The following is a 22,268-nucleotide window of genomic DNA, read 5'->3' on the forward strand; positions in this document are numbered from 1 at the left end:
CAGCGACTCCTGCGCAAAGTACGCTGCCGCTTTTTTTATGATATCTCGCTCCATACGGGCTTCTGCCAGCTCTTTACGGAGCTTCGTCACTTCCGCCTCCAGCTCCGGCACGGTACGGCTACCAGGTGCCGCTTTGGGCGCTGTGCCACGCTTTGCGGCGGCCACCCAATTGGCCAGCGTTCCCTTGGGTATCGTCAGGCGATGGGAAGCATCGTCCAGCGTCAGCCCCTGCGTCAGAACCAGCTTGACCGCTTCCTCACGAAGCTCCGGCGTGTATGTTTTTTGGCGTTTCATAAATTCTCCAGTTGGTGAAGCTTACCAAACAGGAGTGTCCGAAAAAGTCAGGGTACCTCAGACCCAGACTGAGCTTCAGCGCTGCGGACAGCTCATGCATCAAATTCGCGTAATGACAATTTTGCAGCGGCCCTGTAGAGTTCCATCACACACTCAAACAGGGAAACTTTCATGAGTCAGACTGTTCCGCTACAGGGCTGCATCTACGACCTAGGAAGCGAAGAAGCTGTTCAAGTTGCGGCCGCCTGGATTGCAAACCACCCGGGTGACGTTGCCGACTTCGCACACGAATTCCCCGGTGCCCAAGTCGTGGCGAGCATCGGTGGCCACCATCTACAACCACCGGGCCCGTGCTACCACGTGTTCGGCAGTGCGTCGAACCGTGGAAATGGATGGATTCCATCGGCCCGAGTCGTGTTCGCGCACCCGGACGGAAAGACCGGCACCGCCCTTCGTGACCTGCCTCAGCTCGGCAGGTTCCCCACCGCCGGCGAAGCACAGAACGCTGCCCGAAAAGCCAAGGTGGCCGAAATCCGCCCAAACGGAGCGGTTGTCTTCGAATGTGAGCAAAGCTAAGTCCGAGTGCGCTGCCCCTTGATCCCCTATCTTCGAAAAATTCAAACTGCCTAAGGACGTCAAGTGGCTGCTGCTAGCCTGCGTCGGCGTCGGCGCATTGATTACCTTCCCTATCGTGGCCCAGTTTTTTGCAGCCAAACTGCTGGAGCCAGTCGCCTCTCTTTGGGGTAGCGCACTTGACGCATGGGCTGGTATCGCTGGCGCGCTGTGGGTAGCCGAACGTCAGGCGGCGAGCCAACGGAGAGGTGCCGCAGCGCTAGTGCGCCAGATGTTTCACCCAGTTGCTTTTGCCTTAGACGAACTCGCCTTTGTCCATGGCGCACCGTCGCGTCCACCTGAGGACGATGACACCCCAGGGCCTGACATTTTCAGCGTTGAGAAATGGCGTGAAGTTGCGGACCATGCGGGCTTTGTCATCGAGCACCACAGAAAAGTCAACGCCAGGATTCATCGCTATGAGGCTGGACTGAACCTCTTGTCGGCCAGCAGCCTGAATGCCGCGCTGGGCCTGGAATCAGAACTGGAGGACGCTATACGCGATGTCGTTGGTCCATTGACAAACCCGCCGAGCGAATAAGATCCAGACCAAGGGGTGAAACTCCTTGCCCAGCGGCCAAGCAGGAGCCCTCGCTTCAGTTGCTGGTCTTTAATCGCCATGTGCAAGAGTACATGGCTCAGCTCGAACGCGACGCCTCGTATGGCGGAATGATGTTGGGCGCCCGGTCAAGCTAACCAGAGAAGCAGCGGTGTGAACGGCGCGCATTTCCCCAGCGTTGCAAGGCCAAAACTTGGCGAATAGATGAGAAGCACCTTACATGCGGGGGTATCTTTGGGGGTAACTCATCCACACCAACGCATTCCAACCTAGAATCCATGCGGTTTCAGCTCTAAACTCAGTAGACTCCGCCTCCACTAAGATTCACTAAACCACTGATTCATCAGCGGTTTTTTCATGTCCCCCCCGGATGTGGCTTCACTCCCAGAATCTGGGCGCGGCTCTCAAAAGCGTCAAAGCGTTGTTTCAGAAAGTCAATTCTGAGTGTGATTTCCGATGTAATATTGCCAATTGTCCTTCTGTTTGAAACGAAAGGGATAAGCTGGCCATGATTGAAACTTTGAGCATCGCGAAGACCGCGACCTATGGCATCCAACCGCAAGTCCTCGACCGCCTCGCGCGGTTCAATTTCCTTTTCGGCACCAATGGCGCCGGTAAGACCACCATCACCAAAGTCATCGCCAATGCCGCCGCGCACCCGCATTGCACCCTCGTTTGGAAGAAGGGGACGCCATTGGAGCCGATGGTCTACAACCGCGATTTCGTCGAGCGTAACTTCAACGCTGCCCCTCGCCTCAAAGGAATTTTTACCCTGGGCGAGCAGGACATCGCCAACTTGGAAGCCATCGCAGCGAAGAAGTCCGAATTCGATGGCATTATCCGAACCATCGAGCAATTGACCAACACGCTGCAAGGACAGGATCAGAACACGGGGAAGAAAGGCGAACTTGCCGACCTGGATGCCCACATCAAGGACAAGTGCTGGGACCAGAAGCAGAAGCACGACGAGGCTTTCAAGCATGCGTTCACCGGCGCTCGAAACAGCTCGGAAAGGTTCAAGGAGCGCGTGCTGACGGAGTCGGCGTCCAACACCGCCGAGTTGAAAACCTTGGAATACCTCAGGGACAAGGCCAAGACGGTGTTCGGGGCGACGCCCATCATCGAGGCGTCCGTCCCAGATCTCGGCCCTGCAGACATCGCCATCCACGAGTCGAACCCCATTCTTACCAAGAAGGTGATCGGCAAGGAAGACGTGGACATCGCCGAGCTGATCCAGCGGCTGAGCAACAGCGACTGGGTCAAACAAGGACAAGCGCTCTACGAGCAAAGCAGGCCCACTTGCCCGTTCTGCCAACAGAAGGTCAAGGATAGCTTCGAGGATAGCTTGTCGAGCTACTTCGACGAGACGTTTGCAACGGACACCAAGGCCATCGCTGACCTGCAAAGCGCATATACCCGCGACGCCGACGCTCTGCGTGCCAGGTTGAAGGCCGTCGTGGATGGAGGTTCCCGATTCATGAGCATGGATGCATTCGATGCTGAGCGCTCAGCCATTGAGGCCCGTCTCACGACCAACTCGCTGCTGCTGGCAAACAAAGCCAAGGAGCCGAGTCTCCCTATCCAAATCGAGCCGATGTCTGAAATGATCGCCACCGCCTCCAAGCTGGTCGCGGACGCTAACGCGGCGGTAGCAGCCCACAATGAGATCGCGAAAAACATCACCAAAGAGCGGGCGGATCTGACTGCGCAAGTGTGGAAGCACATTTTAGAGGTGGAGCTGAAGGCCGAATTGACCACCTACGCGGGGAAGCGCGCGGGCCTCAATGCGGCGATCACCAAACTGAACGGCCAAATTCAAGGAGCCAACGCGTCGAAAGTGGCCAAGGCGAAGGAGATAAATGAGTTAGAGAATTCCGCTACGAGCATCGAGCCGACGATTGAAGGCATCAATAGCTTGTTGAAATCGTTCGGCTTCCGAAATTTCACTATCGCCAAGGCCGAAGACGGTCCGTTCTACAAGCTGGTTAGGGGAGATGGAAGCGACGCAAAGGACTCGCTCAGCGAGGGTGAGCGCTCGTTTGTCACCTTCCTTTACTTCTTCCACTTGCTCAAAGGCAGCGAAAGCGCAAGCGGCATGACCACCGACCGCGTCGTGGTGTTCGATGATCCTGTGTCAAGCATGGACAGCGACGTCCTGTTCATCGTCAGCAGCCTTATCAAATCGCTGTTCGACCCGTTGCGGAAAAACGCGGGCGGCATCAAACAGATTTTCGTGCTGACCCACAACGTCTACTTCCACAAAGAGGTCACCTACACCTCAGACAAGGGAGACGACACCAAAGCCGGCGAACGTAGCTACTGGACCATCAGAAAAGGCCTGGGCGGCGCCACAGTCGAGCATCACAAGTCGAACCCGATCAAGACCTCATACGATTTGCTGTGGGAGGAATTGCGCCGTCCGGAGAAATCCCCGCTGACCGTGCAGAACACCATGCGGCGCATTTTGGAGAACTATTTCAAGATTCTGGGGCGGATGGACTTCGACAAGATTTGCGATCAGTTCGATGGTCAGCAGAAGGCAATGTGCCGGTCCCTGTTCGCTTGGGTCAATGATGGCTCGCACTTCTCGCACGACGATGCCTTCTACACCTTCGACCAAGCTTCGATCGACACCTACATGGAAATCTTCAAGCAGGTCTTCGTGAAGAGCAATCAAGATGCTCACTACGACATGATGATGACTGGCCCGAATTGATTGAGCAAGCCTGATACTCGGCTCATCTACAGAAAGCTTTGTGAGTCAATCAGGTCGGCAGTTCAAGTCCTCAAAGTGGACTTGAACTGCCGATCCAGTAACCGCCGACGCCGCGCCAATGCCGCGCTCTAGCGGACGCTACAGATTTTGCATACACTGACTTTCTGCTGTCCGGGAGTGCATCAGCCAGGTGATACACATTGACTCAATCTCGACACCAAGCGCTAGAGTAACTGCTTATAAATCAAGTAGTTATGCATTCATGAAGATGATCGGTGCGATTCCACCTATCACCACCAGGAAAAGAAATGGCCCGGTTCTCGCGAACCGGGCCATTTTTCTTTGCGCGGCCGTCAATGCTTCTTGCCGCCGCCCGAGATCTTGTTCTCGGTAGCCCAGGCGCGCCGCTTGGCTTCGTCTTTCGACACGCCCTTCTTTTCGTAACCCTGCTCGATGTGCTTGGCCTGGCGCTTCTGCTTGTCCGTGTACGACGATTTATCCCCTTGAGGCATGATGATTCTCCTTTCAATGGTGGATGCTCACGCTTGACAGGCTACCCTCGTGCCTGCGTGCGGAATGTTCGCCACTTCACACAGGCGCGCGATCTGCTCAGCCGTCGACCGGGGAGTTCTCGTCCAGCGCGTAGTCGCCGCGCGCCAGGCCCGCCAGCACCTCGGCCGCCGGCTGCAGGAATTCGGACGGCACCAGGACGCGCACGCCGCCCAGCGCGGGCGCCAGCAGCAGGTCGGCCTGCATCAGGTGGGCGTCGGCCAGCACCGCGGGAATGCCGGCGGCAACCAGGCAACCCTGGGCCAGGCTGGCCTCCATCGGGATCAGGTACTTGGCGATGACGAACAGGTCGCGGCCAGGGAGCTGGACGACGTCCGGGTTGGCCGTGAGCCACGCGTTGAGTGCGAGTTGTTCCATTTACCCCTCCTGCTCATGAATACTGCCAAGTCGGACCATCTTACGCTCAGTGCCACACCCCGGGCAGCTGCGACAGCAAATACAGAGTCACGCCAATCAGTCCGCCGACAATGGTGCCGTTGATGCGGATGTACTGCAGGTCCTTGCCGATGTTCAGTTCGATCTGCGCCGACATCTCGCGGTCGTCCCACTGCTTGACGGTGTCGGCGATGTGGCGCGTGAGGAAGCCCGCGAATTCCGGCGCGATGCCGCGCGCGGCCGATTCCAGGTTGTCCTGGAGCGAGGCGCGCAGCTGCGGGTCTTCGGCCAGCACCTTGCCGACCCAGGCGCCGGTGGCCACCAGGCGCCGCCGCAGGGCCGAGTCTGCGCTGTGCAGGTCGCGCTTGAGCCAGCCTTTCAGCTCGCCCCACAGGCTGGCCAGGTAGCCATTCAGGGTCTCGTCGCCCAGCAGGTAGGCCTTGATTTCTTCCGCCCGGCCGGCGAACGAGGGGTCGGCCTTGAGACGCTCGATGAACTCCTGGGTGAATACGTCGAAGCGCTGGCGCAGCGGGTGGTGGGGGTCGCTGGCTACTTTATTCAGGATGCCGGATGCCAGCCTTACCGCCAGGTCGGCGCCCTTGCGCCCGATGAGTTCCGACGGCAGCACCCGCTCGATGAAGGCGTAGTCCTCCTTGAGCCAGTCGACGATGCCCTGCGAGATGGTGGCCTGGGTGTCGGCGTTGTCGAGCAGGTGCGCCAGCTGCACGATGCCTTCATTGAGCAGCTCCTGGTGGCGGCCGTCGCGGGTGAGGCTTTCCAGGATGGTGCCGGCCGATTTCGACAGGTCGACGCTGTTCACCATGGCGTGCACGGCGCGCCGGATGAAGCCCTGCACCGCCGCATCCTCGATGAAGTCGAGCATGAAGACGCCGACCCGTACCAGGTGCTGGCCCAGCAGCTCGGTGTTGGCGGGTTTCACCAGCCAGTCGGCCACCTTCTGCACCGGGTCGTGGCGCCGGATCAGGCCCAGGATCGATTCGGTGTCGAGGAACTTCTCGTGCACGAAGCGCGCCAGGTTGTCGGCGATGCGCTCCTTGTTCTTGGGGATGATCTCGGTGTGGCGCGAGACGATCGGGATCGGCACGCGCCTGAACAGCGCGACCACGGCGAACCAGTCGGCCAGCGCGCCCACCATCGCGGCTTCGGAAAAGGCGCGCAGCAGGCCGGTCCACCAGTTCTGGGGCAGGAACAGCGTGAGCACGAACAGCGAGGCGGCGCCGGCCAGGAAGGCCAGCGCCAGCTTTTTCGCATTACGCAGTTCGGTTTCTTTGGTCTTGAGCACCCTGCGATGCTATATGACTTCGCGCGACCTCAGCGCTTCGATTGACTCTTCCGTAAAGCCCCAGTCGGCCAGGATCGCCGCGCTGTCCGCGCCCGGCGCCGACGGCGCCAGCGGGGTGGCGGGCGCGGTACGGGAAAAGCGCGGCGCCGGCGCCGGCTGGCTGACGCCGTCGATGTCGACGAAGCTGCGGCGCGCGGCATTGTGCGGGTGCTTCGGCGCCTCGGCCATGTCGAGCACCGGCGCGAAGCAGACGTCGGTGCCTTCCAGCAGGCGGCACCAGTCGTCGCGGCTGCGGGTGGCGAACAGCGCGCCGAACTTGGCCTTCAGGTCGGGCCAGTAGGCCTTGCTCCAGCGCTTGGTGAACACGGGGTCCTCGACCTTGAGCAGCGCCAGCAGCTGGGCATAGAATTGCGGTTCGATCGCGCCGATCGAGATGAACTTGCCGTCCAGGCAGGCGTAGCTGTCGTAGAAGGGCGCGCCGCCGTCGAGCAGGTTGGCTTCGCGCCCGTCGCTCCAGCTGCCGGCGCCGCGCAGGCCGTACATCATGGCGCCCAGCAGCGCCGCGCCTTCGGTCATGGCCGCGTCCACCACCTGGCCCTTGCCGGACGTGCGCGCCTCGAGCACCGCGCACACGACGCCGAACGCCAGCATCATGCCGCCGCCGCCGAAGTCGCCCACCAGGTTCAGCGGCGGCGCCGGCGGGCTATCGGCCCGGCCCATCGCATGCAGCATGCCGGACAGCGCGACGTAGTTGATGTCGTGGCCGGCCGCCTGGGACAGCGGCCCGGCCTGGCCCCAGCCGGTGACGCGGCCGACCACCAGCTTCGGGTTGCGCTCCAGGCAGGCGTCCGGCCCCAGGCCGAGGCGCTCCATCACGCCCGGGCGGAAGCCTTCCAGCAGCACGTCGGCGCTTTCCAGCAGGCGCAGCACGGCCAGGCGGCCAGCTGGCTGCTTGATGTCCAGCGCCAGCGAGCGGCGCCCGCGCGCCGTCACGTCGTGGCGCGTGCCGAGCACCGGGTAGGGATGGTCCTCGCCGGGCTTGGCCTTGCGGTCGATGCGGATCACTTCCGCCCCCATGTCCGCCAGCATCATCGCGGCGAACGGGCACGGGCCGATGCCCACCATCTCGACCACCCGCACTCCTGATAACGGTCCTGCCATCCCGCCTCCCCTTTCGTCGATGCGCCGCGCTACAGCGAGCGGGCGATGATCTCTTTCATGATTTCGTTGGCGCCGCCGTAGATGCGCTGCACGCGCGCATCGACGTACATCTGGGCGATCGGGTATTCCAGCATGTAGCCGTAGCCGCCGAACAGCTGCACGCACTGGTCCACGACCTTGCACTGCAGGTCCGAGATCCAGTACTTGGCCATCGAGGCGCGCACCGTGTCCATGCGCCCGGCCAGCATGTCCTCGACGCAGCGGTCGATGAAGATGCGCGCGACCGTCGCTTCGGTCTTGATCTCGGCCAGCACGAAGCGGGTGTTCTGCATGTCGATCAGGGCCTGGCCGAAAGCCTTGCGGGTGCGCGTGTGCTCGACGGTGAGCTGCAGCGCGCGCTCGATCGCCGCCACCCCGCACACCCCCAGGATGGTGCGTTCGTAGGGCAGCTCGGTCATCAGCTGGGCGAAGCCCCTGCCCTCCTCGCCGCCCAGCACGTTCTCCAGCGGCACGTGGGCGTCATCGAAAAACAGCTCGCAGGTGTCCTGGCCCTTCTGGCCCACCTTGTCGAGGATGCGGCCGACCCGGAAGCCCGGGTTGTCTTTCGTCTCGAGCAGCATCAGCGACACGCCCCTGGCGCCCGCCGCCGGGTCGGTCTTGGCCACCACCAGCACCAGGTCGGCCAGGTAGCCGTTCGAAATGAAGGTCTTCGAGCCGCTCACGCGGTAGCCGTCCGGGCCGCGCACGGCGACCGTGCGGATGCCCTTGAGGTCCGAGCCGGCGCCTGGCTCGCTCATGGCGATCGCCGCGACCATCTCGCCGCTGGCCAGGCGCGGCAGGTAGCGGCGCTTCTGTTCTTCGGTGCCCTGGTTGAGCAGGTAGTGGGCGACGATGGCGTGCACGTGGATGCCGAAGGACGTGTCGCCGGCGTATGACAGTTCTTCGAACACCACCGCCATGTGGGCGAAGCTGCCGCCGGCGCCGCCGTAGTCGTCGGGGATATCGGCCAGCAGCAGGCCCATGGCGCCGGCCTGGCGCCACAGCGCGCGGTCGACGTGCTGCTGCCGGCGCCAGGCGTCCTGGTGCGGCGTGATTTCGCCGGCCACGAAGCGCCGTACGGCGTCGCGGAAGGCGCCGAGTTCTTCATCCATCCAGGGCGAGGTCGATTCCATGCGCCCTCCTTCAGCCGTTGCGGTACATGGTGACGACGCAGGCGCCGCCCAGGCCCAGGTTGTGTTGCAGCGCCACGCGCGCGCCCGCCACCTGGCGCGCATCGGCACTGCCGCGCAGCTGGTGGGTCAGCTCGTAGCACTGGGCCAGGCCGGTGGCGCCCAGCGGGTGGCCCTTGGACAGCAGGCCGCCGGACGGGTTGGTGACCACCCGGCCGCCATAGGTGTTGTCGCCCTCCAGGATGAACTTGTCGGCGCCGCCTTCCGGGCACAGGCCCAGGGCTTCGTAGGTAATCAGCTCGTTGTGCGCGAAGCAGTCGTGCAGCTCGACAACGTCGAGGTCTTCCGGTCCCAGGCCCGACTGCTCGTAGACTTTCTGCGCAGCGGCGCGGCTCATGTCGTAGCCGACCAGGCGCATCATGTCGCCCGAGTCGAAGGTGCCGCGGCGGTCGGTCGTCATCGCCTGGGCGGCGATGTGGACGTCGCGGCGCAGGCCGTGGCGCTTGGCGAATTCTTCCGACACCAGGAGGGCCGCGGCCGCGCCGCAGGTCGGCGGGCAGGCCATCAGGCGCGTCATCACGCCGGGCCAGATTTCGGGTGCATCGAGCACGTCCTGCGTGCTGACTTCCTTGCGAAACAGCGCCAGCGGGTTGTTGACAGCGTGGCGGCTGGCCTTGGCGCGGATGCGGGCAAATGCCGCGAGCGGCGTGCCGTACTTGTCCATGTGGGCCAGGCCGGCGCCGCCGAAGTAGCGCAGCGCCAGCGGGATCCCGGGCATGCCGACCAGGCGGTCGGTGACGGCGTCGAAGTCGTGGAACGGGGTCGGGCGGTCGGTGAAGACCGAGCCGAGCGCGCCGGGGCTCATCTGCTCGAAGCCGAGCACCAGCACGCACTCGGCGGCGCCGCTGGCGATCGCCTGGCGGCCCAGGAACAGCGCGGTGGAACCGGTGGAGCAGTTGTTGTTGACGTTGACGATCGGGATGCCGGTCATGCCGACCGCGTACAAGGCCTTCTGGCCGCTGGTGGAGTCGCCGTAGACGTAGCCGGCATAGGCCTGCTCGACCAGGTCATACGATAGTCCCGCGTCGTCCAGCGCGCGCCTGGCGGCCTGCGCGCCCATCTCGTGATAGGGGCTGCCGGCGCCCGGCTTGGCGAAGGGGATCATCCCGACGCCGCTGATATATACCTTGTTCATTCCGACTCCTGTATTCTCGATGAGACCGCGACCGACTATCAGTCGATTATAGGTCAGACGACCTAATTTTTGTACGCCGCCGCCATCCTGCCATGACATCGAACCAGAACAATGCGCACGACAATGCGCTCGACAGCGCGCTGCGCAACAAGCTCTCCACCACCACCGAAAAAGGCATGGGGCGGGCGCAGGCGATCCTGCTGGCGGCGCGCGGGGTGCTGGCGGCGCAGGGCTATGCCGGGCTGACGATGCGGCGGGTGGCGCAGCAGGCGGGCATGAGCCTGTCGAACGTGCAGCACTACTATGGCAGCAAGGAGCAGTTGCTGGAAGCGCTGCTGCTCTACACCATGGACGAGTTCCAGGCCAAGATGGACCGCATCGCGGTGGCCATGGCCGGACGGCCGCAGGTCGAGCGCTTCCTCTCCACCATCGACATGTTCCTCGACGAGATCACCGAGCCGGTCACGCATGCGATCTTCTTCGAGATCTGGGCGCTGGCGTCGCGCCACCCGTTCGCCTCGGACTTGATGGGCAAGATGATGGGGCGCGAGCGCAAGGCGGTGCATGGACTGATCCAGGGCCTGAACCCGGCCATTCCCGACGATGCCTACATGGAGCGCGCGGTCCTCATCGTGGCCCAGGTCGAGGGACTGATGCTGTTTCGCCTGGACCGCCACGCGCGTCCCGCGCAATTCGAGTCCGTGCGCGCATCGGTGCACAAAGTGCTGCTAACGCTCGCAACCGTGCCGTGAACTCCGCCTGATCTGCATAAAACCCAAATTTAATTCGGACTACGGGCCCACCCGTCGCTTATACTCCCAAGGTTAATAACCTGTCACGGAGGCCGCACGGATGCACCATGAACTCAGCCTGATCACCACCATCGCTGCCGCACTGGGCTTCGGCCTCTTGTTCGGCATGCTCGCCATTCGCCTGAAACTGCCTGCGCTGGTCGGCTACCTTGCCGCCGGCGTCCTGATCGGCTCGGCCACCCCGGGCTTCGTCGCCGATGTGGCGCTGGCCTCGCAACTGGCCGAGATCGGGGTGATGCTGCTGATGTTCGGCGTCGGCCTGCACTTCTCGATGCGCGACCTGCTCGAGGTCAAGGGCATCGCCCTGCCCGGCGCGCTGCTGCAGATCGGGGTGGCGACGGCGATGGGTATCGGCATGGCCCATATGCTGGGCTGGAGCCTGGGTGCGGGACTGGTGTTCGGGCTGGCGTTGTCGGTGGCCAGTACCGTGGTGCTGCTGCGCGCGCTCGAGTCGCGCGGTGTGCTCGATTCGATGAACGGGCGCATCGCGGTGGGCTGGCTGGTGGTCGAAGACCTGGTGATGGTGCTGGTGCTGGTGATGCTGCCGGCCGTCAGCGGCGCGCTGGGCGGCAAGGGCGACGCCGGCACCGAGCTGCTGCCGGCGCTGGGCAAGACCCTGCTGCAGGTCGGCGCCTTCATCGCCTTCATGCTGGTCATCGGCCGCAAGATCTTCCCCTGGTTCCTGTGGCGGGTCGCCAAGACCGGCTCGCGCGAGCTGTTCACGCTGGCCGTGATCGCGGCGGCGGTCGGCATCGCCTACGGCTCCTCGGCGCTGTTCGGCGTCTCGTTCGCGCTGGGCGCCTTCTTCGCCGGCATGGTGCTGCGCGAGTCGGAACTGAGCCACCGCGCGGCCGAAGAATCGCTGCCGCTGCGCGACGCGTTCTCGGTGCTGTTCTTTGTCTCGGTCGGCATGCTGTTCGACCCGATGGTGGTGGTGGAGTACCCGCTGGAAGTGCTGGCGACCGTGGCCATCATCGTGTTCGGCAAGTCGCTGGCCGCCTTCGTGCTGGTGCTGGTGCTGCGCTACCCGCTCAATACCGCGCTCACGGTCTCGGCCAGCCTGGCGCAGATCGGCGAATTCTCTTTCATTCTGGCCGCGCTGGGCATGTCGCTGGGACTGCTGCCGCCCCTGGGACAGAACCTGATCCTGGCCGGCGCCATCATCTCGATCGCGGTCAACCCGCTGCTGTTCACGGCGATCGAGCCGCTGCAGCGCTGGATGCGCGAGCGCTCGGAGCTGGCGCGCAAGCTGGAAAGCCGCGACGACCCGCTGGCCACCTTGCCGATGGAAACGGCGCATGAAAAGCTGAGCGGCCAGGTAGTGCTGGTCGGCTACGGCCGCGTGGGCCGCCGCATCGCCGGCGACCTGAGCACGCGCGGCGTGCACTTCGTGGTGGCAGAACAGAACCGCGAAGTGGTCGAGCGCCTGCGCACCGAGGGCATCCCGGCGGTGGCGGGCGACGCGTCGGAGCCGGCGGTACTGATCCAGGCCCACATCACGCACGCCGCCTTGCTGGTGATCGCCACGCCCGATACCTTCCACGTGCGCCGGATGGTGGAAATCGCCCGCATGCTCAACCCGTCGATCCAGGTCGTGGTGCGCTCGCATAACGAGAGCGAGGCGGCCCTGCTGCGCGAGGAAACCGGCGGCAAGGTCTTCGTCGGCGAGCAGGAGCTGGCGGCGAGCATGACGCGGCATGTGATGGAAACCTTGAGGGAGCGGGCGGTGGCGCATTGAGTGAAGCGGTGGTTGGGCGACGGCGATGCCGAAGCCGCTCCCCTCTGCTCAACCCCACCCCCACCAACGTCGTCCCGGCGAAGGCCGGGACCCAATTTTGTGTGCGTACCGCTCACGCATGCAGCACGCGCTGCGGGCGGCAGAACGAACTTGGATTCCGGCCTTCGCCGGAATGACGGTCTTGAGGCTAGGGGCAATAATTCGTGGACCGAGTCGCCCGCTCTCAACTCAACCACCCCATAAAAAAAACCCGCCGGCTTGCGCCCTGCGGGTTTTTTTACAAGCGGTAAAACTTTCACATCACGCCGCGACTTCCTCGACACACAGCTTGAGGTTCGCATGCCGCCCATGCAGCTGCGAGGTGATCATCTCGCTGCGCTCTTCCAGCAGCGCGAACACCGCGTCCTTCGACAGCACATACTCTTCCATCAAGGTGTCCTTGAGCGACTCGATCACCAGCTTGTAGTCGCGGATCGCGCCCAGGGTGTAGCTGTAGAGCTCGTCGGCCTTTTCTTCCACCAGTCGGATGGTGTGCTCGCCGCCCACGTCCTGGTTCAGCTGGCTGTAGTCGAGCTTGGAGCGCGAGTACATCGACAGGCGGCTGACCATCAGGTTGAGCATCTTGGTGATCTTCTCGATGTCGTTCTGGCTGCCCACCGAGATGCCGCGCGCGCCGTAGAACAGTTCTTCCGCCGCCACGCCGCCGTACAGGCCGACGACATCGCGCTCCAGCTCTTCGAGCGTGCGCAGCGACATGTCTTCGCCCGACTGCAGCACATAGCCCAGCGCGCCGATCTTCGACACCGCCTCGGTGCTGATCTTGAGCAGGTGCGACTTTTCCTTCACTTCGGCCAGGCTCATGCCGGCGCGCAGGAAAGGATCGATCTGCATGAAGAAGTGACCCAGTTCGTGCAGGGCGATGCGTTCGCGCTGCTTGGTCTTGTCAAGCGTGGTGGCGCGGTCGGTGATGCCGATGGTGGCGCGTTCATAGGCACGGAACAGCAGGTTGGTGTTGATGATCGTTTTTTCCTGGATCGACAGCATGCTGGCGCGCTCGACCACGGTTTCCAGCAGCGCCGGGCTCAGGTTCTGGGTGATTTCCGCCACCTGGTCCAGGTTGGTGTCGGCCCAGTCGACCAGGCCATCCTTCTTGCGCGACAGGAAGCTGCGCAGCAGTTCCTTGCGCTCGAGCTTGTTCGGCAGGCGGAAATTGATTTTCACCGAGAAGCGGCGCAGCATCGCTTCGTCCATGTCGGTGGACGCATCGTCGAAGTTCGACGCGACCACCCAGATCACGCCCTGGCCCTTGTCGCTCTTCACGCCGTCCAGCAGGCCCAGCAGCGTGTTGGCGGTGTCGTCTTCCCATTTCTTTTCGCTGCGGCCGCGCGGCATGAACAGCGACTGCGCCTCATCCAGGAAGATGATGCACTTGCCCTTGGCGCAAGCCTTGCGGTACAGGGCGTTCAGGGCCTTGGAGCCGCCGCCCACGTAGCCCGATTCCAGCGCCGAGCCCGATGCCGAAATCAGCGGCAAGTTCAGGCGCTTGGCCAGGTAACCGACCAGCTTGGTCTTGCCGGTGCCGGCAGGGCCGGTCAGCATCACGTTGAAGGGCTTGTCGATGTTGTGCGACTGGTATTCCGCGCGGTTGCGGATCATGTCTTCCAGGTGCAGCACTTCCTGCTTGATGTCGTCCATGCCGATCAGGTCGTCCATGCTGCCCTTGAGCTTGTCCGGGCTGATGACCGAGGCGCTCATGCCCATGCCGGGCACGCCGAATTTCAGCAGGTACAGGACCAGCAGCACGATGCCGATGTTCAGGCCATAGCTCTTGAGGAAGCTGCCGGTCTTTTCCCAGCCGGTCTCGCCTTCGTCCATGACCGCCTTGTGGCTGGCCAGGTAGTCGTCCTTGGCGATCGAATACGGAATCGCGTTCTTGAGCAGCACTTCGCGCTCGAGCGACAGATGGGAGGTGCTCGGCACCTTCACCACGTGCACCGAGGCGCCGTCCTTGAACTTGTAGACATAGCGCGGCGACTCCGACAGCGGCTTGGCAATCAACAGGTATTCCAGGCGCGCTTTCTGCGCGGCCAGTTCGGTGATCTCGGCGATGTTCTGCGAATGCACCACCGGCGTCGGGTCCTGGGGGACATTCGATTTCCAGATGGCGATGGCCGCGATCACGCCGAGCAGCGCCGCGATGGCGATGCGCACGTAAACATTCTTGAAAGCAATCTGGAGTCGGGCGAAATTCGGCATTGTCTGATCTCTTGCAAAGGTTTGGGACGGACAGCGGTACTGCTCGGGTGCCGTGCCGGCGTGGTCTCGCGGGATCGGCTGCGGCGCGTGACGGCCGCTTCATGTTTCCAAACGTGCGCGTTTGGTATTGTTTTGATGCCCGAAGGCAATGGGATAAGGAGACTATACCTGTAAAAAAAACCGGCGTGTATACCGTGTGTCGAAAAAAATGACGATTATCCCGATAATGGAAACAACGATAACGGAATAACTTGCCACACTGGCAGCAAACATTATCGAACAAGTAAATGAATCGCGATTATTTATTAAATTAGCATGCTTATCCTGATATCGGATTGCCATATTGACAGCAGCTTCCGCAGCTAATTCGCGACAGGTCAGGAATCCTTGACTGATCGCAACATGCATCGATCTGTCAACAAACTGATGACTTCTTTAAGCAACTCATCTGTTCAATTGCGCGCAGCCACTTATCGCGTTTTTGGTATGCTGATTCAGGCAATCCGGTGCATCCGGCATGACAGATAAGGTCGGCGTGGCGGATTCCAAGCTGGCTGGCAGGTATTCGCAAGCGCAACAATATGAGGTAAGTGCCATGAAAAGATACGCAATGGCAGCCGCATTGGCGGCCTGCCTCGGCGGTCCCGCGCAAGCCGCCCTGATCGATCTCGCGTCAACCAACCACCCTGCGGTCCGCGTGCAGCAACCGGTGCGCAACCTGTCGGTTACCCAGCGCCAGGGCATCGTGACCCCGCCGGCAAACATGTCGGAACTTCCCGAACCGGAAGTGTTCGCGATGATGCTGCTCGGCCTGGTGCTGATCGGCTACAAGGCTGGACGCGGCGGCAGCAGCAACGAGAAGTTCAGGTAAGGTCCGCGAGCTGGCGCCCGCGTCAGCCTTCACTGCACAGGGCGTGCAGCTTCATGAGCGTACTCCAGTTCCTGGACGTCGTCCCATCCCCGAGCAGTTTCCCCAGCGCCTTGGCCGGCGCGCTGTCGAGCATGCCTTCCGGACACCAGACATAGGCCGCGCGCTCGCCCAAGGCCAGCCGCTCGCAGCCCCAGTCCTGGCCGTCGAGCGCCGCCAGCTGCGCGCGCTGGGCAGCCTCGCCTAGGAAAAACACGATCAGGCGCGAATGATCAAGCGCGACGCCCAGCAGCGGGTTGGCCGCGATGACCGCCGCCAGCTCCCCATGCTCGAGCACGAACACCCGCGCCGCCACGCCCAGCTTGAGCACGAGCGCCTCCTCGATCGCGGCGGCCGCCGCAGGCGCCGTGGTGCCGGCGGCCTGGAACACGACGTTGCCGCTGTTGAGCAGGCTGCGTACCCCGCTGTAGCCCAGGCTCTCGACCAGCGCGCGCAGGTCGGCCATGGCGATCCGCTTGGCACGCCCAACATTGATTCCTCGCACCAGGGCGACGTAACACCGCTTGTTCATGGCGGCGATCCTATCTCAGGCATGTGGGGCGCGGCGCAGCCGTGGATCAGGCCAGGCCTTCGGCGCGCATCGCTTCCTGCACCGCCGGCAGGGCGGCCACGCGCGCCTGGTAGGCCACCAGCTGCGGCCAGTCGGCCAGGCTGAACCTGGCGAAGCCGGCCCAGTTCAGCACCGTAAACAGGTAGGCGTCGGCGATGCTGAACCCGCTGCCGCCCAGGAATCGACCGCCTTCCAGCTTGCCGGCGAGATAAGTCAGCGGGCGCGCCAGCGCGGCCCAGGCAGCGTTGCGGCCTTCCTCGCTGCAGCCCGGCGTGAAGATCGGGGTGAAGCGCTTGTGCAGTTCGGTGGCGATGTAGTTCAGGCTTTCCATGAGCTGGTAGCGCTCGAACGTGCCGGCCGCGGGGGCCAGCTGCGCCGCCGGCGCCTGGTCGGCGATGTATTGCAGGATCACGGCCGCTTCCGTCAAGACCTTGCCATCGTCCAGCTGCAGCGCCGGGACCGAGCCCTTGTCGTTGATGTCGCGGAAATCGCCGCCGCTGGCGATGGCCTTGGTCTTCAGGCTCACGCGCTCGACCGAGAATGGCAGGCCGGCGGCGGCCAGGGCAATGTGCGGCGCCAGGGAACAGGCGCCCGGGCTGACATACAGTTTCATGGAGTTCCTTTGAAAAATGGTGCGGCCGGGACCGCGGCATTGCAAGCGTACAACATTTCGAGAGGCCGCTGCCGGAATGCCACAGTTCCTGTCGCAGCTTGGCCGGGCCAAAGGGGCGGATGATAAGATCGCGTGGTAATTAACTGGAGGAACTATGAGCGATACCTACGAGCTGCTGCCCCTGGCGCACCTGTTCCCGGGCATGGTGCTGGCCGATGCGCTGCTCGATGCGCACGGGCACGTGCTGCTGGCCGAGGGTGCGGTGCTGAGCGAGGCAACCATCCTGTCGCTGGCCCGGCATGGCATCAGCGCGGCGCCGATCTCGCGCGCGGTTCCCCTGGCCACGCCGGAACCGGCCACGATCCAGGCCCGGCTCGACCACCTGTTCCGCCACAATGACCGTGACGACCATGGCGACTGGGCTACCGGCCTGCTGCGCCGCTACGTCGAGGATTACCGCCTCAAGCGCGGTGTCGCGGCCGGAGACGCGGCATGAACGGCGTACCGGTGGACGACATCCTCGGCGGCGTCGACGACCTGCCCTCGCTCCCCGCCGTCGTGATGGAACTGCTGGGCAGCATCGACCAGGAAGACATCGACATCGGCGTGCTGGCAAAAAAGGTGTCGAACGACCCGGCCCTGACCGCCAAGACCTTGCGCCTGGCCAATTCCTCGGCCTTCGGCCTGCAGGTCAAGGCGACCACGATCCAGCAGGCCATGACCTTCCTCGGCTTCCAGGCCACGCGCAACCTGATCACGGCGGCGGCGCTGACCGGCTGCTTCCCGGCCGGGCGCTGCCCCGGCTTCAACGACAAGGCCTTCTGGCGCCACTCGATCGCCACCGCGGCCTGCGCGCGGGTGCTGGCGCGGCGCGTGCGCTTCAACCCAGACTATGCCTTCACGGCCGGCCTGCTGCACGACATCGGGCGCCTGGTGCTGGTAGCGCGCTTCCCCGACCGCTACCAGGCGGTGCTGTCGCTGCGCGACAAGAAGGATTGCGAGCTGATCGAGGCTGAACGCGAGCTGCTGGGCGTGGACCACGTGGATGCCGGCGTGGCGCTGGCCGCGCACTGGAATTTTTCGGACACCATGCGCCAGGCGATTGCCTTCCACCACACGCCGGAAGCGGCGGGTGCGGGTTTCCTGGCGACGATCGTGCACGTCGCGAGCGCGGTCGTGCATGCGCTCGACCTGGCGGGAAATCCGGACGACCTGGCGCCGCGCGTGTCCGCGGTGGCCTGGACGGCGCTGGGCATGACGGAACAAGCATGGCTGCAGGCGTTCCATGAAACGGAGCTGCAGTACGAGGAAATGACGGCCATTCTGATGGCCTGAGGAAAAACAACGCGAACGCCCCGGGGGACGCCGCCAACGCTAGGCCGCCGGGACGGGCCGGCCAGCGGAGCGGCACAGCGCCAGGGGCGCGGCGCCGCCACCCGCTGCCACCGAAGGCATGACAGTCGCGGCTGTCATGCCCACGGCGTCAGTGGGCATAATTGCCGGTCGACGGATTGGTGTCGTTGGACTGCGATTGCGGCTGCTGCTGTTGCTGTGCTGCCGCTGCGGCGGCTGCCTGGGCTGCCTTCTCTTCTGGTTTCGGGCGGCCTTGTGCGTCCGACAGGCGGTATTTGGTCCGGCGATCGCCCATCAGGTCGCGCAGGTCGCGGATGCTCATGCCCGTCACTTCATGCATGCGGATCAGCAGCGAAGCGCCGACTGGCAGGCGGTGGTGGCGGATCTTGCTGATGACGGGCGGCGCAACTTCGAGCATACGCGACAGCGCTGCGTCATTCTTCAGCTGCATCTTGCCAAGCAGGATGTCGAGCAGATGGTTGGGGTTGTAGCTTTCTTGCGAAGACAGAGCATGATGCTGTTGTGCCATGATGATTACCTCTTTGGTTTGGTTAAAATAGTTCCCTTACGAACTTTTGTTAAAGACTACTTCTCGTTAACAAAGGTTCCCGGACTACCTTTGAGAAATTAAACAGGTCGCGCCTGAAGATCCCCTTAAGAAACGTACCGGACCGCATGCCCCCACGTGCTCTTCCCACATGCGCACTTGTCTTTCAAACAAATTATCAGGGTTATACGTCGTCAGTACATCCTAGCGGCGCATGTGACTCATTGTTAGAAATCAAGCTATCGTGCGGAAAGCTTGTCACATAGTCATTTCAGCACATGGGGATTATTTGTGGCGCACGCAAGAGATTTCCTTAATAAATTTTCCCAATCAAAAGTTGGGGGGAAGCCGTTGATTTACAAGAAGAAATAGTTTGATGCTGAGAGATTCTCACAAGAATAAAGCCGGGACAGTTAGCCGGCGCACATTTAACAATCTGAGCAGCTTTGCAATTACTTTAGGTTAAGAAATTGTTCGTTCCATGCAGCACCAAAATAGTGCGTGCGCCTGCCCCGCACGTGCCGGTTTCGGGACCGGAATGGGATTTACGATAAACTGACGCCCTGGTTGGCCATTGCCCCAGCTCCCCCTTTTCAGAATTACCCCATGCAGAAAAAAGTATTCATCAAGACCTTCGGCTGCCAGATGAACGAATATGATTCGGACAAGATGGCGGACGTCCTCGGCGCGTCCGATGGACTGGTCCGTACCGACACGCCCGAAGACGCCGACGTCATCCTGCTCAACACCTGCTCCATCCGCGAGAAATCGCAAGAGAAAGTGTTTTCCGACCTGGGCCGTTTCAAGGCGCTCAAGCGCAACAAGCCCGAGCTCGTGATCGGCGTGGGCGGTTGCGTCGCCTCGCAGGAAGGGCAAGCCATCGTCAAGCGCGCCCCCCACGTGGACGTGGTGTTCGGCCCCCAGACCCTGCACCGCCTGCCGCAATTGATCCGCGACCGGCGCAGCAGCGGCAACGCCCAGGTCGACATCAGCTTTCCCGAAATCGAAAAATTCGACCACCTGCCGCCCGCCAAGGTGGACGGCGTGGTGGCCTATGTGTCGATCATGGAAGGCTGCAGTAAATATTGCAGCTACTGCGTGGTGCCGTATACCCGCGGCGAGGAAGTCTCGCGCCCCTTCGACGACGTGCTGGTCGAATGCGCCGGCCTGGCCGCCCAGGGAGTGAAGGAAATCATGCTGCTGGGCCAGAACGTGAACGCCTACCGCGGCGGCATGGCCGGCGACGAGGTGGCCGACTTCGCCCTGCTGCTGGAATACATCGCCGATATCCCCGGCATCGAGCGCCTGCGCTACGTGACCAGCCACCCGAAGGAATTCAACCAGCGCCTGATCGACGCCTATGCGCGCATCCCGCAGCTGGTGAACCAGATCTACCTGCCGGTCCAGCACGGTTCCGACCGCATCCTGGGCGCGATGAAGCGCGGCTACACGGCGCTGGAGTACAAGTCGATCATCCGCCGCATCCGCGCGGTGCGCCCGAACATGGCCTTCTCGTCCGACTTCATCGTGGGTTTTCCCGGCGAAACCGAGGCCGATTTCGAGGCGATGATGAAACTGGTCGAGGACGTCGGCTTCGACAACAGTTTCAGCTTCATCTTCAGCAAGCGCCCCGGCACCCCGGCCGCCAACCTCGAGGACGACACCCCGCACGAGGTCAAGCTGGGCCGCCTGCAGCGCCTGCAGGCCCTGATCGACGCCAATAACCGCAAGTACAGCGCGGACATGGTCGGCAGCGTCCAGCGCGTGCTGGTCGAAGGCCCGTCCAGGAAAGACCCCGCGCAGCTGCAGGGCCGCTGCGAGAACAACCGCGTGGTCCACTTCGGGTTCGACGCCGGCGCGCCTTCCCTGGTCGGCCAGCTGGTCGACGTGCGGATCGCCGCCAGCCATGATTACTATTTACGCGGCGAACTCGTCGCCAACCTCGATACGCTAGCCAAAGCCAGTTGAAAAACACACCTACCCAGCCTTCCTACTTCATTCCCGAGCCGCTCGACAACACGCGGCTTGCCCACCTGTGCGGCCCGCTGGACGAGAACCTGCGCCAGATCTCGGCCGCGCTGGACGTCACCATATTCCGGCGCGGCGAGAAATTCATCGTCAGCGGCGCCAACGCCGACCGCGCGGTCGAACTGCTGGAACGCTTCTATGCGGTGGCCAACAAGATCGTGCCGATCGAGGAAGTGCAGCTGGCGCTGGTGGAGCAGCGCGTCGGCATGCAACAGCCGCGCAGTAGCGCGGCATCCGACGCCCCCGCGGGCAAGACCGTCAGCGCCCTCGAGCGGGCCAGCGACGCGCCGGAACCGGCTAGCGAGTCCAGCCTGGTCAGCCCCACGCTCAAGACCCGCCGCAGCGACCTGCGCGGCCGCACGCCGCACCAGATCGAATACCTGAACGCGGTGCTGGAACACGACATCAGCTTCGGCGTCGGCCCGGCCGGCACCGGCAAGACCTACCTGGCGGTGGCCTGCGCGGTGGACGCGCTCGAGCGCGACGCCGTCAAGCGCATCATCCTGACCCGCCCGGCGGTGGAAGCGGGCGAGCGCCTCGGCTTCCTGCCCGGCGACATGAGCCAGAAAGTCGATCCCTACCTGCGCCCGCTGTACGACGCGCTGTACGACCTGCTCGGCTTCGACCGCACCCAGAAGATGTTCGAGAAGCAGGTCATCGAGATCGCGCCGCTGGCCTATATGCGCGGCCGCACCCTGAACCACGCCTTTGTCATCCTGGACGAAGCCCAGAACACGACCGTCGAACAGATGAAGATGTTCCTGACCCGGATCGGTTTCGGCAGCAAGGCCGTGATCACCGGCGACGTGACCCAGGTCGACCTGCACAAGGCCCAGCGTTCCGGCCTGGTGGACGCGATCCACGTGCTCAGGAATGTCCGCGGCATCAAGTTCACGCAGTTTTCCAGCGTCGACGTGGTGCGCCACCCGCTGGTGGGACGCATCATCGACGCCTACGAATCCAATTCCTCGATCGAGGAACTGGCCGCCCTCCCCAAACCGCTGCCCACCAAAAATGCAAGAAAAAAAACATAGCCTCGATCTCGAGGTCCAGTACGCCGACCCGCGGCTGGAACAGGACATCACCGAAGCGATGCTGGAGCGCTGGGTGCAGGCCGCCCTGCTCGGCCCGGCCGAGCTCTCGATCCGCTTCGTCGACCTCGAAGAAGGCCAGACCCTGAACCGCACCTACCGCGGCAAGGACTACGCCACCAACGTGCTCACCTTCGCCTACAACGAAGGCGAGGAACTCGGCGCCGACGACCCGACCCAGGCCGACATCATCCTGTGCACCGACGTGCTGCAGCGCGAGGCCGAGGAGCAGAACAAGACGGTCGAGGAACACGCGGCCCACCTGGTGGTGCACGGGGTGCTGCATGCCCAGGGCTACGACCACGAGCACGACGAGGAAGCCGACGAGATGGAGCAGTTCGAGCGCGACATCATGGAAGTGCTGGGCTACCCGGACCCGTACGAGGATTGATGCGGCG

General features: G+C 63.1%; 21 protein-coding genes and 1 pseudogene. 11 read left to right on the forward strand and 11 right to left on the reverse strand.

What is annotated here, in order from left to right:
• Window positions 1-294, reverse strand: a pseudogene (locus tag BM031_RS20405) (transposase); the annotation flags it as partial.
• 171 nt (window positions 295-465) lie between these two features.
• Here BM031_RS20405 and BM031_RS25260 point away from each other — a divergent pair.
• From BM031_RS25260 to BM031_RS20410, 3 genes are all read left to right on the forward strand, one after another.
• Entirely contained in the window at window positions 466-870 is a 405-nt protein-coding gene (locus BM031_RS25260) for a hypothetical protein (RefSeq protein WP_143084661.1), read from the forward strand.
• A gap of 97 nt (window positions 871-967) precedes the next feature.
• On the forward strand, window positions 968-1,447 hold the full coding sequence (locus BM031_RS25265) for a hypothetical protein (protein WP_143084662.1): 480 nt from the start codon (window positions 968-970) through the stop codon (window positions 1,445-1,447).
• 526 nt (window positions 1,448-1,973) lie between these two features.
• The gene (locus BM031_RS20410) at window positions 1,974-4,181 is read left to right on the forward strand and encodes an AAA family ATPase (RefSeq protein WP_091876400.1); all 2,208 of its coding nucleotides are present in this window, start codon (window positions 1,974-1,976) and stop codon (window positions 4,179-4,181) included.
• Window positions 4,182-4,534: 353 nt separating this feature from the next.
• Here BM031_RS20410 and BM031_RS25650 read toward each other — a convergent pair whose 3' ends face one another.
• From BM031_RS25650 to BM031_RS20435, 6 genes are all read right to left on the reverse strand, one after another.
• On the reverse strand, window positions 4,535-4,693 hold the full coding sequence (locus BM031_RS25650; RefSeq protein ID WP_177207840.1) for a hypothetical protein: 159 nt from the start codon (window positions 4,691-4,693) through the stop codon (window positions 4,535-4,537).
• A gap of 97 nt (window positions 4,694-4,790) precedes the next feature.
• Window positions 4,791-5,108, reverse strand: a complete 318-nt coding sequence (locus BM031_RS20415; RefSeq protein WP_091876401.1) for a putative signal transducing protein — start codon at window positions 5,106-5,108, stop codon at window positions 4,791-4,793.
• Between the two features lie 46 nt (window positions 5,109-5,154).
• Window positions 5,155-6,429, reverse strand: a complete 1,275-nt coding sequence (locus tag BM031_RS20420) for a DUF445 domain-containing protein (RefSeq protein ID WP_091876402.1) — start codon at window positions 6,427-6,429, stop codon at window positions 5,155-5,157.
• A 9-nt stretch (window positions 6,430-6,438) separates the two neighbouring features.
• Window positions 6,439-7,590: a CaiB/BaiF CoA transferase family protein gene (locus BM031_RS20425; RefSeq protein WP_091876403.1), complete on the reverse strand. Its 1,152-nt coding sequence runs from the start codon at window positions 7,588-7,590 to the stop codon at window positions 6,439-6,441.
• A 29-nt stretch (window positions 7,591-7,619) separates the two neighbouring features.
• Entirely contained in the window at window positions 7,620-8,762 is a 1,143-nt protein-coding gene (locus BM031_RS20430) for an acyl-CoA dehydrogenase family protein (RefSeq protein WP_229409077.1), read from the reverse strand.
• Between the two features lie 10 nt (window positions 8,763-8,772).
• Window positions 8,773-9,954, reverse strand: a complete 1,182-nt coding sequence (locus BM031_RS20435) for a lipid-transfer protein (RefSeq protein WP_091876404.1) — start codon at window positions 9,952-9,954, stop codon at window positions 8,773-8,775.
• A gap of 92 nt (window positions 9,955-10,046) precedes the next feature.
• Here BM031_RS20435 and BM031_RS20440 point away from each other — a divergent pair, with 92 nt between their 5' ends.
• Window positions 10,047-10,706 (forward strand): TetR/AcrR family transcriptional regulator, encoded by a 660-nt coding sequence (locus BM031_RS20440; protein WP_091876405.1) that lies wholly within the window; start codon window positions 10,047-10,049, stop codon window positions 10,704-10,706.
• A 100-nt stretch (window positions 10,707-10,806) separates the two neighbouring features.
• The gene (locus BM031_RS20445; RefSeq protein WP_091876406.1) at window positions 10,807-12,504 is read left to right on the forward strand and encodes a cation:proton antiporter domain-containing protein; all 1,698 of its coding nucleotides are present in this window, start codon (window positions 10,807-10,809) and stop codon (window positions 12,502-12,504) included.
• A 300-nt stretch (window positions 12,505-12,804) separates the two neighbouring features.
• On the opposite strand, the gene BM031_RS20450 is transcribed toward BM031_RS20445, so the two are convergent.
• On the reverse strand, window positions 12,805-14,760 hold the full coding sequence (locus BM031_RS20450; RefSeq protein ID WP_091876407.1) for an AAA family ATPase: 1,956 nt from the start codon (window positions 14,758-14,760) through the stop codon (window positions 12,805-12,807).
• Between the two features lie 595 nt (window positions 14,761-15,355).
• Between BM031_RS20450 and BM031_RS20455 the strand changes: the two genes are divergently transcribed.
• On the forward strand, window positions 15,356-15,631 hold the full coding sequence (locus BM031_RS20455) for a hypothetical protein (RefSeq protein WP_091876408.1): 276 nt from the start codon (window positions 15,356-15,358) through the stop codon (window positions 15,629-15,631).
• A 22-nt stretch (window positions 15,632-15,653) separates the two neighbouring features.
• On the opposite strand, the gene BM031_RS20460 is transcribed toward BM031_RS20455, so the two are convergent.
• Both BM031_RS20460 and gstA read right to left on the reverse strand, forming a co-directional pair.
• Window positions 15,654-16,199 (reverse strand): DUF1697 domain-containing protein, encoded by a 546-nt coding sequence (locus tag BM031_RS20460; protein WP_091876409.1) that lies wholly within the window; start codon window positions 16,197-16,199, stop codon window positions 15,654-15,656.
• A 46-nt stretch (window positions 16,200-16,245) separates the two neighbouring features.
• Window positions 16,246-16,851: a glutathione transferase GstA gene (gstA, locus tag BM031_RS20465; protein ID WP_091876410.1), complete on the reverse strand. Its 606-nt coding sequence runs from the start codon at window positions 16,849-16,851 to the stop codon at window positions 16,246-16,248.
• Between the two features lie 154 nt (window positions 16,852-17,005).
• On the opposite strand from gstA, the gene BM031_RS20470 reads away from it, so the two are divergent.
• Window positions 17,006-17,347 (forward strand): hypothetical protein, encoded by a 342-nt coding sequence (locus tag BM031_RS20470; protein WP_177207841.1) that lies wholly within the window; start codon window positions 17,006-17,008, stop codon window positions 17,345-17,347.
• Window positions 17,344-18,186, forward strand: coding sequence for an HDOD domain-containing protein (locus tag BM031_RS20475; protein WP_091876411.1), 843 nt, complete (start codon window positions 17,344-17,346; stop codon window positions 18,184-18,186). Before BM031_RS20470 ends, BM031_RS20475 begins: the two co-directional genes overlap by 4 nt.
• Window positions 18,187-18,334: 148 nt before the next feature.
• On the opposite strand, the gene BM031_RS20480 is transcribed toward BM031_RS20475, so the two are convergent.
• Window positions 18,335-18,733 (reverse strand): hypothetical protein, encoded by a 399-nt coding sequence (locus BM031_RS20480; protein ID WP_091876412.1) that lies wholly within the window; start codon window positions 18,731-18,733, stop codon window positions 18,335-18,337.
• 624 nt (window positions 18,734-19,357) lie between these two features.
• Here BM031_RS20480 and miaB point away from each other — a divergent pair.
• From miaB to ybeY, 3 genes are read left to right on the forward strand one after another with little or no spacing between them, the layout of a single operon-like run.
• A complete protein-coding gene (miaB, locus tag BM031_RS20485) occupies window positions 19,358-20,719 on the forward strand; it encodes a tRNA (N6-isopentenyl adenosine(37)-C2)-methylthiotransferase MiaB (RefSeq protein WP_091876413.1) in 1,362 nt (453 codons plus the stop codon).
• The gene (locus BM031_RS20490; RefSeq protein WP_091876414.1) at window positions 20,716-21,813 is read left to right on the forward strand and encodes a PhoH family protein; all 1,098 of its coding nucleotides are present in this window, start codon (window positions 20,716-20,718) and stop codon (window positions 21,811-21,813) included. The genes miaB and BM031_RS20490 overlap by 4 nt, the downstream gene beginning before the upstream one ends.
• Window positions 21,794-22,261 carry an rRNA maturation RNase YbeY gene (gene ybeY / locus BM031_RS20495; protein ID WP_091876415.1) on the forward strand — a complete coding sequence of 156 codons (468 nt, stop codon included), beginning with the start codon at window positions 21,794-21,796 and terminating at the stop codon, window positions 22,259-22,261. Before BM031_RS20490 ends, ybeY begins: the two co-directional genes overlap by 20 nt.
• Window positions 22,262-22,268 lie beyond the last annotated feature (7 nt).

It is taken from the genome of Massilia yuzhufengensis (assembly GCF_900112225.1).
GTDB classification, from domain to species: Bacteria; Pseudomonadota; Gammaproteobacteria; order Burkholderiales; family Burkholderiaceae_D; genus Telluria; species Telluria yuzhufengensis.

What these genes read in the sequence shown, in the direction of transcription:
- BM031_RS20470 (WP_177207841.1), top strand. Translation starts at nt 17,006, where the DNA reads ATGAGCGATACCTACGAGCTGCTGCCCCTGGCGCACCTGTTCCCGGGC.
- BM031_RS20455 (WP_091876408.1), top strand. Translation starts at nt 15,356, where the DNA reads ATGAAAAGATACGCAATGGCAGCCGCATTGGCGGCCTGCCTCGGCGGT.
- BM031_RS20410 (WP_091876400.1), top strand. Translation starts at nt 1,974, where the DNA reads ATGATTGAAACTTTGAGCATCGCGAAGACCGCGACCTATGGCATCCAA.
- gstA (WP_091876410.1), bottom strand. Translation starts at nt 16,851, where the DNA reads ATGAAACTGTATGTCAGCCCGGGCGCCTGTTCCCTGGCGCCGCACATT.
- BM031_RS20440 (WP_091876405.1), top strand. Translation starts at nt 10,047, where the DNA reads ATGACATCGAACCAGAACAATGCGCACGACAATGCGCTCGACAGCGCG.
- BM031_RS20435 (WP_091876404.1), bottom strand. Translation starts at nt 9,954, where the DNA reads ATGAACAAGGTATATATCAGCGGCGTCGGGATGATCCCCTTCGCCAAG.
- BM031_RS20430 (WP_229409077.1), bottom strand. Translation starts at nt 8,762, where the DNA reads ATGGAATCGACCTCGCCCTGGATGGATGAAGAACTCGGCGCCTTCCGC.
- BM031_RS20480 (WP_091876412.1), bottom strand. Translation starts at nt 18,733, where the DNA reads ATGGCACAACAGCATCATGCTCTGTCTTCGCAAGAAAGCTACAACCCC.
- BM031_RS20425 (WP_091876403.1), bottom strand. Translation starts at nt 7,590, where the DNA reads ATGGCAGGACCGTTATCAGGAGTGCGGGTGGTCGAGATGGTGGGCATC.
- BM031_RS25650 (WP_177207840.1), bottom strand. Translation starts at nt 4,693, where the DNA reads ATGCCTCAAGGGGATAAATCGTCGTACACGGACAAGCAGAAGCGCCAG.
- BM031_RS25260 (WP_143084661.1), top strand. Translation starts at nt 466, where the DNA reads ATGAGTCAGACTGTTCCGCTACAGGGCTGCATCTACGACCTAGGAAGC.
- miaB (WP_091876413.1), top strand. Translation starts at nt 19,358, where the DNA reads ATGCAGAAAAAAGTATTCATCAAGACCTTCGGCTGCCAGATGAACGAA.
- ybeY (WP_091876415.1), top strand. Translation starts at nt 21,794, where the DNA reads ATGCAAGAAAAAAAACATAGCCTCGATCTCGAGGTCCAGTACGCCGAC.
- BM031_RS20415 (WP_091876401.1), bottom strand. Translation starts at nt 5,108, where the DNA reads ATGGAACAACTCGCACTCAACGCGTGGCTCACGGCCAACCCGGACGTC.
- BM031_RS20475 (WP_091876411.1), top strand. Translation starts at nt 17,344, where the DNA reads ATGAACGGCGTACCGGTGGACGACATCCTCGGCGGCGTCGACGACCTG.
- BM031_RS20460 (WP_091876409.1), bottom strand. Translation starts at nt 16,199, where the DNA reads ATGAACAAGCGGTGTTACGTCGCCCTGGTGCGAGGAATCAATGTTGGG.
- BM031_RS20450 (WP_091876407.1), bottom strand. Translation starts at nt 14,760, where the DNA reads ATGCCGAATTTCGCCCGACTCCAGATTGCTTTCAAGAATGTTTACGTG.
- BM031_RS20445 (WP_091876406.1), top strand. Translation starts at nt 10,807, where the DNA reads ATGCACCATGAACTCAGCCTGATCACCACCATCGCTGCCGCACTGGGC.